At 37.7% G+C, this 15,209-nt stretch carries 14 protein-coding genes; all 14 read left to right on the top strand.

Features of this window, described 5'->3' with window-relative positions; translation table 11 throughout:
* The first annotated feature begins 206 nt into the window (after positions 1–206).
* On the top strand, positions 207–1,190 hold the full coding sequence (gene mraY, locus ASE01S_RS04245) for a phospho-N-acetylmuramoyl-pentapeptide-transferase (RefSeq protein WP_067838838.1): 984 nt from the start codon (positions 207–209) through the stop codon (positions 1,188–1,190).
* Positions 1,190–2,536, top strand: a complete 1,347-nt coding sequence (gene murD, locus ASE01S_RS04240; RefSeq protein WP_067838835.1) for a UDP-N-acetylmuramoyl-L-alanine--D-glutamate ligase — start codon at positions 1,190–1,192, stop codon at positions 2,534–2,536. The genes mraY and murD overlap by 1 nt, the downstream gene beginning before the upstream one ends.
* A 44-nt stretch (positions 2,537–2,580) precedes the next feature.
* Entirely contained in the window at positions 2,581–3,678 is a 1,098-nt protein-coding gene (gene spoVE / locus ASE01S_RS04235) for a stage V sporulation protein E (RefSeq protein WP_067838832.1), read from the top strand.
* Positions 3,679–4,747: 1,069 nt separating this feature from the next.
* Complete coding sequence (locus ASE01S_RS04225; RefSeq protein ID WP_067838826.1) at positions 4,748–5,548, top strand: cell division protein FtsQ/DivIB; 801 nt, start codon at positions 4,748–4,750, stop codon at positions 5,546–5,548.
* Between the two features lies 1 nt (position 5,549).
* Complete coding sequence (locus tag ASE01S_RS04220) at positions 5,550–6,242, top strand: DUF881 domain-containing protein (RefSeq protein WP_067838823.1); 693 nt, start codon at positions 5,550–5,552, stop codon at positions 6,240–6,242.
* On the top strand, positions 6,239–6,970 hold the full coding sequence (locus tag ASE01S_RS04215; RefSeq protein WP_067838820.1) for a DUF881 domain-containing protein: 732 nt from the start codon (positions 6,239–6,241) through the stop codon (positions 6,968–6,970). Before ASE01S_RS04220 ends, ASE01S_RS04215 begins: the two co-directional genes overlap by 4 nt.
* A 2-nt stretch (positions 6,971–6,972) precedes the next feature.
* Complete coding sequence (locus ASE01S_RS04210) at positions 6,973–7,347, top strand: small basic family protein (protein ID WP_067838816.1); 375 nt, start codon at positions 6,973–6,975, stop codon at positions 7,345–7,347.
* 196 nt (positions 7,348–7,543) lie between these two features.
* Complete coding sequence (gene ftsA / locus ASE01S_RS04205) at positions 7,544–8,839, top strand: cell division protein FtsA (protein ID WP_245630317.1); 1,296 nt, start codon at positions 7,544–7,546, stop codon at positions 8,837–8,839.
* 74 nt (positions 8,840–8,913) lie between these two features.
* Entirely contained in the window at positions 8,914–10,032 is a 1,119-nt protein-coding gene (gene ftsZ / locus ASE01S_RS04200) for a cell division protein FtsZ (RefSeq protein ID WP_067838810.1), read from the top strand.
* 339 nt (positions 10,033–10,371) lie between these two features.
* Complete coding sequence (spoIIGA, locus tag ASE01S_RS04195) at positions 10,372–11,292, top strand: sigma-E processing peptidase SpoIIGA (RefSeq protein ID WP_067838808.1); 921 nt, start codon at positions 10,372–10,374, stop codon at positions 11,290–11,292.
* 282 nt (positions 11,293–11,574) lie between these two features.
* A complete protein-coding gene (gene sigE, locus ASE01S_RS04190; RefSeq protein ID WP_067838805.1) occupies positions 11,575–12,294 on the top strand; it encodes an RNA polymerase sporulation sigma factor SigE in 720 nt (239 codons plus the stop codon).
* A gap of 617 nt (positions 12,295–12,911) precedes the next feature.
* A complete protein-coding gene (sigG, locus tag ASE01S_RS04185) occupies positions 12,912–13,712 on the top strand; it encodes an RNA polymerase sporulation sigma factor SigG (RefSeq protein WP_067838802.1) in 801 nt (266 codons plus the stop codon).
* 380 nt (positions 13,713–14,092) lie between these two features.
* Positions 14,093–14,320: a YlmC/YmxH family sporulation protein gene (locus ASE01S_RS04180; protein ID WP_067838799.1), complete on the top strand. Its 228-nt coding sequence runs from the start codon at positions 14,093–14,095 to the stop codon at positions 14,318–14,320.
* Positions 14,321–14,398: 78 nt separating this feature from the next.
* A complete protein-coding gene (gene pgeF / locus ASE01S_RS04175) occupies positions 14,399–15,202 on the top strand; it encodes a peptidoglycan editing factor PgeF (protein WP_067838796.1) in 804 nt (267 codons plus the stop codon).
* Positions 15,203–15,209 lie beyond the last annotated feature (7 nt).

Below are 15,209 nucleotides of genomic sequence, written 5' to 3'. Positions count from 1 at the left end.
GTGGTGAGATGAATGCCTATTTCTATACCATTCAGTGGGGATTCAAACCCTGGCTGAATAAAGTTAAAGCCCTAGCGGATATCACAGATTTCCAGCATAAATTTATTGAGCAAAGCTCGGTAAATCTGGGCGAAAATACGCCAAGGCGCATTTGATATAAACTAACATAAGTGACTGGTAGCTTGCAAGTTTAGGAGGAAAGATGGATGAATGAAATTTTTTTACTTATGACAATCGGTATAGCATTTCTAATTACAGTACTGGCTTCGCCAATCTTTATTCCGTTATTAAGAAGATTAAAATTCGGCCAAAGTATTCGTGAAGAAGGACCTCAATCACATATGAAAAAAACAGGTACTCCCACAATGGGGGGAATTATGATTATTTTGAGTATTGTGATTACAACACTAATGATGTATCATCGTCTGGTAGATCAACCGCTATCTACTGATTTGCTATTGATTTTACTTGTTTTAATTGGCTACGGATTATTAGGCTTTATTGATGATTTTATTAAGGTCGTATTAAAGCGTAATCTAGGGTTGACTTCAAAGCAGAAGCTATTTGGCCAATTAGTAATTGCGATAGTATTCTATTTGATTTTAAGAACTGGGGAAATATCTACTGCCTTAGCTATTCCTGGCACATCTATCGAGATAGAGCTTGGTTTCTTGTATCCTATACTCGTCATTTTAATGATTGTAGGTACTTCCAATGCTGTTAATCTTACGGATGGACTAGATGGACTCGTGTCAGGTACAGCTGTGATTGCCTTTGGAGCATTGGCTATTCTTGCTTGGTCGGTCTCGATTCATTTGGAGACTGCGATCTTTTCCTTAGCAGTAGTTGGAGCATTGTTGGGCTTTCTAATGTTTAATGCTCATCCTGCTAAAGTATTTATGGGCGATACAGGATCATTAGCATTAGGTGGTTCGCTGGCAGCAGTAGCTATCCTATTACAGGCTGAAATTCTGCTTGTTATTATTGGTGGTGTCTTTGTCTTAGAGACTTTGTCTGTGATGATTCAAGTTGTATCTTATAAAACAAGAGGCAAACGCGTGTTTTTGATGAGCCCTCTCCATCACCATTATGAGCTAAAAGGGTGGTCAGAATGGCGCGTGGTGATGACTTTTTGGCTGGTAGGTTTTGTATTAGCAATACTCGGATTATATCTAGAGGTGTGGATTTAATGAATAAATTAGTAGACTTTCCTTATCGTCGTGTTTTAGTGCTCGGATTAGCTAAAAGTGGTACGGCTACATGTCATGTGCTAAGACGTAATGGGATTGATGTGATAGCGAATGACTTAAAAGCTTCTGAACTTGATGCTAACGTACTTGAACTTAAAGCAAATGGTGTTCATTGTGTTCTTGGTGATCATCCGACATCATTATTGGATAAAGTAGAGCTAGTTATTAAAAATCCCGGTATACCATATCATAATGTTATGGTTAAAGCAGCACAGGCTAAAGGGCTGCCAATTTGGACAGAGATCGAATGTCTGAATTATTTCCCAAATAACCAAATTGCTGCAGTTACTGGTTCAAACGGTAAAACAACAACCACAACTTTGCTTCACCTAATGCTACAACATAGCCAGCAACCCGCTGAGGTTGCAGGAAATATTGGGCGAGTTGCACTTGAGGTTGCAGAAAAAATGGATCGATCGCAAAAGTTAGTACTTGAATTATCCTCATTCCAGCTTATGGGGATTGAGAAATTTAAACCTCGCGTTGCGGTTTTACTAAATTTATTTGAAGCACATATCGATTATCATGGTAGCTTTAACGACTATCAGCTAGCTAAAGCACGGATTTTTGCGAATCAAAGCACAGAGGATTTTCTTATTTATAATCGTGATGATGCTCGTGTCAGTGAATTGATCAAGTCAGCGTCCGCTACGCTAATACCATTTAGCACTAAACAGCCTTGCCCAAGTGGGGCGTGGGCGGATCATGATGCAATATACTTCAGAAATGAAAAGGTTATGGCACTTCGAGATATTCGTTTAGTTGGTGAACATAACAGAGAAAATATTTTAGCTAGTGTATCGGCTGCGCTTTTGCTAGGAGCATCAATAGATGGAATTCAGCAAACATTAAGTACGTTTACAGGGGTAAAGCATAGACTGCAATATGTCACAGAGAAGAATGGCCGTTTATTTTACAATGATTCAAAGGCAACGAATATATTAGCTAGCTCTAAAGCCTTATCCTCTTTTAGTCAACCGACCCTGTTACTTGCTGGGGGGTTAGATCGTGGTAATGATTTTGAAGCACTCATTCCTTTTTTAAAGAATGTTAAAGGAATGTTTGTCTATGGCCAAACAGCAGATAAATTAGCTGAAGCCGGTCGTAGAGCAAACGTACCTTTAATTCAATCAGGACAAACATTAGAGGAAATGTTGAAAAAAGCCTATGCTAATTCTGATGTCGGAGATGTTATCTTATTATCTCCAGCTTGTGCTAGTTGGGATCAGTTCAAAACATTTGAAGACAGGGGAGACATGTTTATTGAAACTGTGCATACATTGTAAGTAAGAGACAAGCCTAATTTGTCAAATGGTTAGGATGTGTATGCATGAAGAACGAACAACGTATCGATGGAAAGCTATTGATAGTTATTTGCCTTCTCGTCTTTATTGGTGTTGTAATGGTTTATAGTGCTTCAAGTATTTGGGCTGATTATAAGTTTGCCGATCCCTTTTATTTTGCAAAAAGACAATTATTATTTGCAATATTAGGACTATTTGCTATGTATGGAGTGAGTCTCGTTCCTTATCACACATGGCGAATCTATTCAAAGCCTATCCTTATAAGTACACTCATTTTACTTGGTCTTGTACTTATTCCAGGGATCGGATTACTTCGAGGTGGTGCAAGAAGTTGGATTGGAGTGGGTGCATTTAGTATCCAACCTGCTGAATTTATTAAGTTAGCGCTGATCATCTTTTTAGCTGATGTGATTGCCGATCGCCAAAAATACTTAACATCGTTTAGAAAAGGCTTTGGTCCACTGCTACTGTTAATTTTATTTTGTTTTGGATTAATTATGTTACAGCCAGATCTAGGTACCGGTGTGGTTTTGGTTGGATCCTGCTTATTGTTGTTATTCATAGGTGGCGCAAAAATTAAGCATTATATTGGGCTTGGTTTAGTTGGTATCATCGGCTTTGCTGGACTTATCATTTCAGCTCCTTATCGTATCGATCGGATTACGGCCTTTTTAAATCCATGGGATGATCCACTTGGAAATGGATTTCAAATTATTCAATCCTTATATGCAATTGGCCCAGGCGGCCTATTAGGGCTAGGCTATGGTCATAGCTTGCAGAAATATTTCTACTTGCCAGAACCACACAACGATTTTATTTTTGCCATTTTAGCTGAAGAGTTAGGGTTTATCGGCGCTTCAATTTTATTATGTGTATTTCTTTATCTACTTTGGCGAGGTGCCTATATCGGCATGAATGCTCCAGATAAATTCGGAGCTTTAGTCGCATTTGGTATTGTTGGTATGATCAGTCTTCAGGTTGCGATTAATATAAGTGTTGTCATTGGACTAATTCCTGTAACAGGAATCACCTTACCGTTTTTAAGCTATGGAGGCTCTTCCCTAACAATTACATTAGCTGCTATGGGAATTGTGTTAAATATTAGTCGGCATTGTCACTATTAGTCCTCATTAGAATGGGCTGAAACAAACCAGTAATCAAACGCATTTATTTAACTTCATTCAGCAGAGTTCTCTCACTTCTATATATGGCGAGATGACTGGATTTGTAATCCATTCAGTAGGGGTTTCAACGCATAGGATGTGCTTGTGCAGACGTTGCGACACGACGCCGCGAACTTAGTCAGCTTCCTCTCCCCCCACTGAACGTTAGTTGAACCCATCGGGCCGTTACTGGTTGTTGAATCTCCTACTTAGACATGACCTGTTCCCTTATTTCTTGAAGGGGGAGTCTTACAAAAGCCCTTCGCTGGGGCAGTAATCGCAGCCCCAGCCAGTTAAACTGCGATAAATAAAGCGTGGTGTTCCCCGTGCACTAAACAATGCTTCATTTACAACTGCAATTTCACCTGCTTCAATTGTTAAATTTGTTTCTTTCTTAACCCTCGAATAACTGCTTGCTCTAATGTTCTCCTTGTTCCACTGCGCAACCAGGAAGTGACCAACCTCCACCCTTGTTTTTAACCATCAAGATTTTTTCCTCAACCTCTTTATCAATAAAAGCATATGCTACATCTTCTAATCGCTCCTATCTATTTCAATGCTAAATTACTAAAATTATAACAGAATATTCTTGAACTATTCTGGCAATTAGTATCATAAGCGTTAACCGTTGTTTTGTTTAAATATCCCCATACTCCTAATTTCTTGAAGTGGGAATCTTGCAGCCAATATACACGATAACTTGAAACACTAAAACTCACTTTGGTTACTTAAAAATGCAAATTTAGATAAAGTAGTCTGTCATCTAATCGAGAAAACTGTCTTATCCTAATAAGTGGTCACAGCTATTATCCAGATTCAATCATTACTTGACCTCCTTGATATGTCACTATAGCCTAATGATAATCCTTTGATATAGTACGAAAGATAGTATTGAAATTCGACAAAATTCAACCTATTTACTCATGAAAAGGTTCGTTTTTTTTCAATAATTTATGCTATACTCTAGATAATCACATTTATAAGTTAAAAGTATCAGTGATAGATTACTGAAATCAAAGGAAGATAGCGGATGGAGGATCACAAAGTAGTTTCAATAGAGGATCGAATTCCAAAGCTTAAAGAGGCACGTCGAAAAAAGACAAATAGACGGCTTGTTTTTTATTTATCCTTATTCTTTGTATTGATCTCTATTGTTGTGTATTTGCAATCACCATTGAGCTATGTCCGTGGCATTAGCGTCAGTGGTCAAGAGTATATTAGTGAGCAGCAAATTATAGACTATAGCGGTTTAACCGAACAGGATAATATTTGGGGATTTCGGGTAGCCGATATTGAAAATAAAATCGAGCAGCATGCTGAAATTAAACAGGCAAAGGTTAAACGCGTACTCCCTAACTCGATTGAAATAGCTATCATAGAATTAGATAAAGTAGCCTATCTCAATGAAGGAGAGTTTTTTTATCCATTACTGGAAAATGGCAATAAGCTTGATTCAGTTCGTATTACAGAGTGGCAGGGAGATGCTCCTTTATTATTTGGCTTTAATGAGGAAGACTATCTTATTATGCTGACAGAACAACTCAAAGAACTGCCTCAAACTGTAGCCAATCATATCTCAGAAATCCATTGGACACCGACAGATGCTAATCCTTTTACCCTTCGACTTTTTATGACCGATGGATTTGAAGTGAGAACGAGTATTAGGGGACTTAATCAAAGCATGAGTAATTACCCCTCTATCGTCAGCCAACTGGATCCAAAACAAAAAGGTGTCATTGATATAGATGTAGGTGGCGCTGTGTTTAATGCTTATACTTCCGAGAATGAGCAAAAAAAGGACCAAGATCAACTCACTGATGGGGATGAATGAAATGATGAAATTGAAAGGTAAGCACACAATTCTATCCCTTGTCCTGTTCACATTTGGCTTTTTAATTGCAGTCAGCTACCAGCATACGAAAGCTTTATTAGGAGAACAAGCCAGTGATCAAGAGTGGGAAAAAGCATTCTATTATCGACAGCAGCTAATTCAATTCGAGGACAATAATTACCGTTTACAACAGGAACTTGATTCAATAAGGCAAGATATTTTACAACTGGAAGCTGAGATTGCCAATCAGGTCGATACAATCGGTTCAGCCGTAGAGAAAAAAACTAGCCTTCAAGCGCTAACGGGTGAACTACCCATTCAAGGTCCAGGTATTTATATTACCTTAAAGGACAACAACTTTGTTCCATCTGAAGAAAATATAAACGATTATATTGTTCACGACCGTCACGTCCAGCTTGTGATTAATGAGTTATATAGTGCAGGTGCCGAAGCGATTGCGATTAATGGACAACGTATTTTCTCAGATAGTCATGTCGTTTGTATAGGACCTGTCATTTCAATAGATGGTACACAATATCCTGCTCCATTCGTAATCGAAGCAATTGGAAACCAAGAAATTATGAAGGAAAGCTTGGAGCTTTCAAATGGGGTTGTTGACTTATTGGTTAATGAGCACATAGAAGTTGAACTTGGAAAAAGACAAGTGATTAAGATGGGGGCAAGAATAGGTTGAAAAGTGCTAAATTGACGATAAAAAGACGTCTGCTTTTCTCAATTGTACTGGGCATAATTAGTTACCTAATTGTTATTCAATTTAGGTCTAATCATGTTAGTGAAGTACGAGATGGACGTGATATGTGGGAAATTAGATCACAATTACAGACTGAACAAGATCGACAATACAGCTTACAAAACGAAATAAAGGAACTAGATTCAATTAAAACACAATATTTGACGACTTCAGAACAAGAACAAATAGATGCCTTGCATGATTCTATCCAACTACTTGAAGAAAAAGCTGGCTTGACTGATCTGGAAGTTGCGGGTATTATCATTCAATTAATTCCAGATCCTCAGCTTGCGCATGATGAGAATGCCATAGCTACTCTATCACCAGAATTATTAAGTCGATTGATTAATGAACTAAATGCTTTTGGAGCGGAGGCGATTGCGATTGGAAATGAACGCATTATAAACATTTCTGCCATTCGCTATGTTGGTAATAAAATTTATGTGAATCAACGTCCCTTAGCAAGCCTTCCCCTTGAAATCAAAGTGAAATCTGCAAACCCAAAGCGGATGTTGAATTATTTGGAAGTCAGTCAATCACGAGACGAATTCGCTATGCATCACATTCTTTTTGATCTCACTGTTCAAGATCATGTTGAAATTCCAGCCTTTGATGGTGAAATTAATTTAGATTATGTCACAATAAGTGATGATGAAAAAGAAGGTGAATAGTCATGTGGTTACCAATCTTATTTTTAATGATAGGGATAGCATTAGGTTTCTTAACGAATATAACGATTCCCGAGTACTATTCCAGTTATTTGTCGATTGCTATCTTAGCTGCAATTGATACATTGTTAGGGGGAATTAAAGCCCATTTTACACATGTGTTTGAAGATCGTATTTTTATTTCAGGATTTTTCTTTAACATTACCTTAGCTGTCATTTTAACGTTTATCGGTGATCAATTAGGGGTAGATCTATACTTAGCAGCCATTTTGGCATTTGGATTACGTATGTTCCAAAATATTGCTGTAATCAGACGCTCTATTTTAGCCCTTTATCACGAAAAACGAAAAAAACGAAGAGTTATAAAAGGAAAAAGTTAACTGAAAAGCGAATAATGTAAATACTGGAATTTTAATAAATTGTCTATATAGTATTAATTGGATTGCAATTAAGTGATATAATAGACAGGTATAAAGTTTTTTAAAATAATAGATTTAAACATTAGCAATTTTTATCTAATCATGTTAACATCTGTCTAACATAATTTGATGCCTTAGATTGGGAGGTGCCTTACTATTGAGCAATGAAATACTAGTTAGCCTAGATATAGGTACATCAAAAATTAAAGTGATTATTGGAGAGGTTTTGCCTGACACGCTAAATATAATTGGTGTCGGAACCGCACATTCAAAAGGAATGAAAAAAGGGGCCATTATTGATATTGATCAGACTGTCCAATCTATCAGAGCAGCTATTGAACAGGCTGAACGTATGGTAGATATGAAGATTGATCGTGTTATAGTAGGTATTAATGGTAATCATGTTCAGCTTCAACCTTGCCAAGGAATTGTAGCTGTGGCGAGTGAAGATCGCGAAATAGGCGATGAGGATGTTAAGCGGGTGATTGACGCAGCCCAAGTCATTTCAATTCCGCCAGAGCGAGAAATCATTGATGTGATCCCTAAGCAATTTATTGTAGATGGACTTGACGAAATTAATGACCCAAGAGGTATGATTGGTGTAAGACTTGAGATGGAAGGGACCATTATTACATGCTCAAGAACCATGTTACATAACATTTTAAAATGTGTTGAACGTGCTAATTTAGAGGTGACTGACATATGTTTACAGCCGCTTGCTACTGGGTCAATTGCGTTGTCAAGTGACGAACGTGAGCTAGGTGTTGCGTTAGTCGATGTTGGTGGTGGTTGTACCACTATTTCTGTATTTGAGAATGATCAATTGATTGCTACACGTGTAGTTCCATTGGGTGGCGATAACATCACCAAGGATATTTCGATTGGGTTAAAAACAAGTTCAGAAGAGGCAGAAACGATTAAGTTAAAGCATGGTCATGGTTTTTACCCTGATGCACAAGAGGGGGAGACTTTTCAAGTAACAGCCATCGGCAGTGACCAGCATTACACTTACAATCAGCTTGATTTGGCCGATATTATAGAGGCAAGGCTTGAGGAGATCTATTCATATGCTGCAAGGGAAATCAAAAAAATGGGTTATTCTGAATTACCAGGTGGCTTTGTTTTAACAGGTGGGTGTATGCGCATGCCTGGTGCTTTAGAATTAGCTCAAGATTTATATCATGCCAATGTTCGTGTAGCCATTCCGGATTACATTGGTGTACGTGAGCCTCAATTCACCTCAGGTGTAGGCATATTAAAGTTTTCCTACCGTAATGCCAAAATCCAAGGCAAACAATTAGAAGAGGCAGTTACTCAAATGGAAAGCTTTGATCAACCAGCCCCAAAAAAGAAAAAAGCAAGCAAACCTAAGACTCAACGCGAAGTACATACGCCGCCGAAAAAGAAAAAAGAATCAGGTGTGGCAAATTTATTTAAATACTTTTTCGATTAATTATAGGATTAGATCATCCGTCGGATCGTTAGCATCATGACGTGTGTAATCTTGTCATTATAGGAGGAACTTACATGTTAGAGTTTGATACTGAATTAGACCAACTAGCGAATATAAAAGTAATCGGAGTTGGGGGCGGAGGTAACAATGCTGTCAATCGTATGATTGAACATGGTGTCCAAGGTGTCGAATTTATTGCGGTAAATACTGATGCACAAGCCCTAAATCTATCAAAGGCTGAAGTAAAAATTCAATTAGGAACCAAATTAACGCGAGGTCTTGGAGCTGGCGCAAATCCTGAAATTGGACGTAAGGCTGCAGAAGAAAGTAAAGAGCAGTTAGAAGAAGTCTTAAAAGGTGCAGATATGATTTTTGTAACAGCTGGTATGGGTGGTGGCACTGGAACAGGAGCTGCTCCTGTTATTGCTCAAGTAGCAAAGGAAATTGGTGCCTTAACAGTAGGAGTCGTGACACGCCCATTTACTTTTGAAGGCCGCAAGCGTTCTACACAAGCTGTTACAGGTATAGATGGGTTAAAGGCTAGTGTAGACACATTAATCATTATCCCGAATGACCGTCTCTTAGAAATTATTGATAAGAATACGCCAATGCTTGAAGCATTTAGAGAGGCAGATAACATTCTACGTCAAGGTGTCTCAGGCATTTCTGATCTTATCGCTACTCCAGGTTTAATCAACGTTGACTTTGCTGATGTTAAAACAATTATGTCTGATAAGGGCTCTGCCCTGATGGGAATCGGAATGGCAACTGGTGAAAACCGCGCGACAGAAGCAGCTAAAAAGGCTATTTCTTCTCCATTATTAGAAACATCGATTGATGGTGCCCGAGGCGTTTTAATGAATATTACTGGTGGAAATAATTTAAGCCTATATGAAGTACAGGAAGCTGCGGATATTGTCACGTCAGCAGCTGATCAAGAAGTTAATGTTATCTTTGGCTCTGTTATTAATGAAGACTTAAAAGAGGAAATTGTCGTAACAGTGATAGCAACAGGTTTTGATGATTCGAAAGTTAATACAGGTCAAGGAAGACAAAGACCAGCCAATAAACCAAGTAATGCCCAAGAAAGTGGACGTAGAGAGCAAGAAGCTACCGATCAATCTTCTTTTAAAGAAGAAGAGGATACATTAGATATCCCAACTTTCTTAAGAAATCGCAATCGACGCCGATAGCTTTTACTAAGCAGTTGCTAAAATTTAAATTATGGCTTTAAATATTTTAAAAAAATAAAAAAGCATGAGTTTGGTCCCCTAAACTCATGCTTTTTTATTTGTGTAACATAATAGCGAGTTCAAGCTTACTTTCTAACGGCGATAGTAAGAGAGAGAACGCGAAATCACGACATTTCCTTAAAAACGTGGCTAAAGGAGCTTTGCTTTGATGAATCTTAGTACAAGTGACACAAGCTCTAATTTTCTCTTAAAAAAAGGGTTATTTCACAGTCAAACTCTGACAGACTTTGCTTTATTATCCCCGTATACTATCTTTAATTAGGTTGAGAGAGGTAACCAATGATGACCATCTACTTAGACGTCATATGGATTTTAAATATATGTATTGATTTCATGATCATCCAGATGACAGGTCATCTTGTTAAATCAAAAACAAGAGGCTGGTCTTTGATTGCTGCAGCACTTTTTGCATCACTAATTGTCTTCATTACTGTTTATGCACCAGGCCATTTTATTCTAACACCACTAGGTAAACTGTTATATTCTTGCCTCATTCTTTTGATTGCTTTTGGTTTCAAGTCTATCACCTTATTTATCAAGACATTCTTTGTCTTTTATTTTGTCACATTTGCCATTGGTGGGGCATTATTTGGTCTCCATTATTTATTACAACAGCCTTATCACTGGTCAGGTACTGCTTTTATGACCCAATCAACGGGCTATGGTACACCAATTAGTTGGCTTTTCGTCATAATTGGTTTCCCAATCTGTTGGTTCTTCACCAGGAAAACAATGGACAAGCAAGCTTTAACAAATTATCGTAGTGATCAAACCTATCAAACCATTATTAACTTGGCTGATAAAACCATTAAAGTTAACGGTTATCTTGATAGTGCTAACCACCTTACTGATCCTATTTCAGGAGACCCAGTTGTTTTAATCGATTTATATGCTATTGAACAACTGTTCGAGCAGTCTACGATCGATGCATTGAAAACGCTTGAGCAAACCTATGATCTTAATGGTGTGCCAGCAGACATCTCGAAGAATATTCATTTGATTCCCTTTCGAGGCATAGACTCGTCACCAAGTATTTTAGTTGCCTTTAGAGCCAATTTCATTTCACTTGAGTGCAATGGTGAAGTTTTACATTTCAAAAGGATTCTGGTTGGATTGAAATTTAGTTATTTTACAACTGATCAACTTTACCATTGTTTATTAAATCCAGAGCTATTCAAGAAACAAACATTTGTTTCATAAACCTTATATGAATTAGGGTAATTAAATTTAGCAAAGAATACGCCCTTGCTTCTTATTTATATAAGGAAAGCCACCTTGGTTTATAGTCTGTAAAGATAAATGGTTAGATGAATTGATTCCTTGAGCGAGGAATTGGATAGCATAGTTATAAAAATCTTATCATGTGCTATTTATTTTACTGTGTATCATTTTTTGTCTTGTTATAGAATTAACCGATTCATCAAAGAAAATCAGTAAAACTAAATCCAAAGTATAAATATCATATATGAGGAGTGTTAGATTTTGAAAAAGTTTCTTCTCCAACTGAGACTAATCTATTTAAGAGTCAAAATGAAATTGGGTATTAAACCAAAAGAAATTTATTACATAGGTGGGAGTGAAGCCTTACCACCACCATTAACGAAGGAAGAAGAGTACCAATTATTAATTAAGTTACCTACTGGTGATAAGGCAGCTAAAGCGATGCTAATTGAAAGGAATCTTCGGCTAGTTGTCTATATTGCTCGAAAATTTGAAAATACCGGGATAAATATCGAGGATCTGATCAGTATAGGAACAATTGGACTGATAAAGGCGATTAATACATTTAATTTAGAAAAAAAGATCAAATTAGCCACCTACGCTTCTCGTTGTATCGAAAATGAAATATTAATGTATTTAAGGAAAACAAATAAATTAAAATCAGAGGTTTCATTTGATGAGCCACTTAACATTGATTGGGATGGAAATGAGCTGTTATTGTCAGATATTTTAGGTACAGATGACGATATAATTGAAAAGGATTTAGAAGCATCTGTAGATAAAAAGTTATTAAAAAAAGCACTCGAGCGCTTATCTGGAAGAGAAAAGCAGATTATGGAATTACGTTTTGGCTTAGTCGGCGATGAGGAAATGACTCAAAAGGATGTAGCTGATTTACTAGGTATATCTCAATCTTATATTTCACGACTTGAAAAGAAGATTATCCGCCGCTTACAGAAGGAATTTGAGAAAATGATTTGAATCCCCACATGGACAAATTCGGTGTGGATTTTAGAAACGCACTAAAAAGTGACATAGTATCTTCATTCGTTGTTTGTACTCTTACCTTACTTTATTTATCAAAGCCATAGATAAGTTAGTTGATTGCACAATAAACCAACCACGTACCGTAAGAATTGCGAGAAAGAGGCTGGGACAAAACGAAATAGATAGCATGAGAATCCGAACATTTAGCATAGTGGAGACAAAATACGAAGACTCCTGTGGGAAAGCACGAGCTGAAGATCCACTGTGTGAAGTGCCTTTCTTCACACAGTTAGCTAAAGCCGTGCACACGGCTAGGGAGACACTGAATTTATGAAGATGTCTCCTTTGTGCTGGTAAGTGCTAGGGAGACACTGAATTTATGAAGATGTCTCCTTTGTGCAGGTAAGTAAAAGCGAAGTGTTTTGTCGAAACGGTATATGTCTTTGTCATATTAATGTTCGGCTCTCATATATCTAATTATACTTTTGTCTCAGACTTCTTTCTTGTGCCATTGTCTTAATAGAGTTTCGGAAATAATTACCTGCATAAAATAAATGACCTATGGTGATACTGTTCCATGTACAGCTGTTCAATACATGGGAGGGTCACTTATGGTTAGACATAAAGTAGAAATATGCGGTGTAGACACATCAAAGCTACCTGTCCTCAAAAATGAAGAAATGCGTAAGCTATTTAAAGCCATGCAGGCAGGTGACCGATCTGCCCGTGAAACATTAGTAAATGGTAATCTTCGGTTAGTATTGAGCATTATTCAACGTTTTCAAAACCGGGGTGAGTACGGTGATGATCTTTTCCAAGTTGGTTGTATTGGCTTAATGAAGTCAATTGACAACTTTGATTTGAGTCAGAATGTTAGATTTTCAACCTATGCTGTACCGATGATAATTGGAGAGATACGCAGATACTTACGCGATAATAACCCCATTCGTGTATCGCGCTCGTTACGTGATACCGCCTATAAAGCATTACAGGTTAGAGAAAAGCTAATGAATCAAACATTAAAAGAACCAACTGCTGAGGAGATTGCAAAGGAGCTAGGAATTGAACAAAGTGATATAGTCTTTGCAATGGATGCGATACAAGATCCCGTTTCATTATTTGAGCCAATCTATAATGATGGCGGGGACCCTATTTTTGTATTAGATCAGGTGAGTGATGAACGTGATCTAGAGGAGAATTGGCTTGACCAGCTCTCGTTAAGAGAAGGAATGAAGCGTTTAAATGCTCGAGAAAAGATGATTATCACTAAACGGTTTTTTCAAGGGTTGACACAAATGGAGGTAGCCAATGAAATAGGTATCTCCCAAGCACAAGTATCACGGTTAGAAAAGGCGGCAATTCAAGAAATGAACGAGACTATGTTTAACTCGAATGATCCAAGGACTAGTTAATTGATCCAACTTTGGTATATTGAGATAGTTGGAGACTGAAGCAAAGCGTAATTTAGCAAAAGATAATCAAACGATCGAAACAGATATCAGTTATAAAGCAAGGCACGTGGCGGAAAAGAGCCATGTGCCTGTTTCTATGAAACAAGTCTAATTTTCGTGGTTGTAACAGAACGGTTGTCAATGCTGCAGCTATCGGCTTTTTATCCGTGTTTTTTATCAATTATCCCATCTTCAATCATTGATAAAAAGCAGGTTACCGTTATGTTAATATCTAAATTTCCCTAACTAAATCGTAATAAGTTGTCAATTAAAATTTGTCGTACCCTAGTAATGGTGAACAATGAGCGATCATATAGTGGAAGTGAGGAAGGTGAGGATAAATGATAACCTTAACAGCTTTACAAACGAAAGAAATCGTCTCGATTGAGACAGGGAAAAGAATTGGACATATTATTGACTTAGAAATTGATGTAGATCAAGGCAAGATAACCGATATTATTATTGGAGCACGATCTGGTATCAGTCAATTATTTAACAAGCAAAGTGAATACACCATTCCATGGTCAAATATTGTCACATTTGGTGATGACGTCATTTTGATTAAATAATTGCTGGAGTAATTGATTTAAAACAGTTAAGAAAAAAAGAGGAAAATATGATAGAATAGTGAAAAAAGGAGAAGAAATATGGAGCCCTTTCAAACACAAGAGATTTACTATCAGATTCAGCCATGGATAGAGCACACTCCAGCCTTGATAGCCGGCATAACAACACGTTGTGGTGGAGTGAGTCAGGCTCCTTATCAGCAACTTAATATGGGGTTGCACGTTAACGATAATCCCAATGCCGTATTAAAGAATCGTCAACGCCTTGCCGATAAGCTCCAGATTGACCTTGATCGTTGGGTACTAGGTGAGCAGATTCATGAGACAAAGATTAATGTGGTTACAGAAAGTGCTATCGGCGCGGGAGCGACTCTAGCAAAGCCTCCTTTATCAGGTGTTGATGGACTGGTTACCAACCAAAAATCTGTTCTTTTAGCGGCTTTTTTCGCTGATTGTGTTCCGTTATATTTTTACGATCCGGTCACAGAATGGATTGGCATTGCACATGCAGGATGGCGAGGAACAGTAGCTGGTATGGCTGCTCGGATGGTCGACGTCCTAGTAGAACAAGGTGTAAATCCTAAGAATTTAAAAGCGGCCATCGGACCGTCTATTAGTCAAAGGCATTACCAGGTTAATACCAATGTGGTGGACAAGGTTCCGACACGGTATCGAGAGCGGGTTGTAACGAAACAAGCAGATTTAAACGATCAGTATCTACTGGATCTACCCAAACTAAATGAGCTAATCATGCTGGATAAGGGGATAAAACATACCAACTTAGTTAAAACGAGTCGATGTACATATCAAACGGATAGACTCTATTCTTACAGGCGTGATCAAGGGAAGACAGGAAGGATGCTTGGATTTATTGGTTTAAGATAAACTCAGG

The organism is Amphibacillus sediminis NBRC 103570 (assembly GCF_001552275.1).
GTDB classification, from domain to species: domain Bacteria; phylum Bacillota; class Bacilli; order Bacillales; family Amphibacillaceae; genus Amphibacillus_B; species Amphibacillus_B sediminis.
The sequence above is the reverse complement of the archived record's forward strand: the minus strand, read 5'-3'. Positions and strand labels throughout refer to the sequence as shown.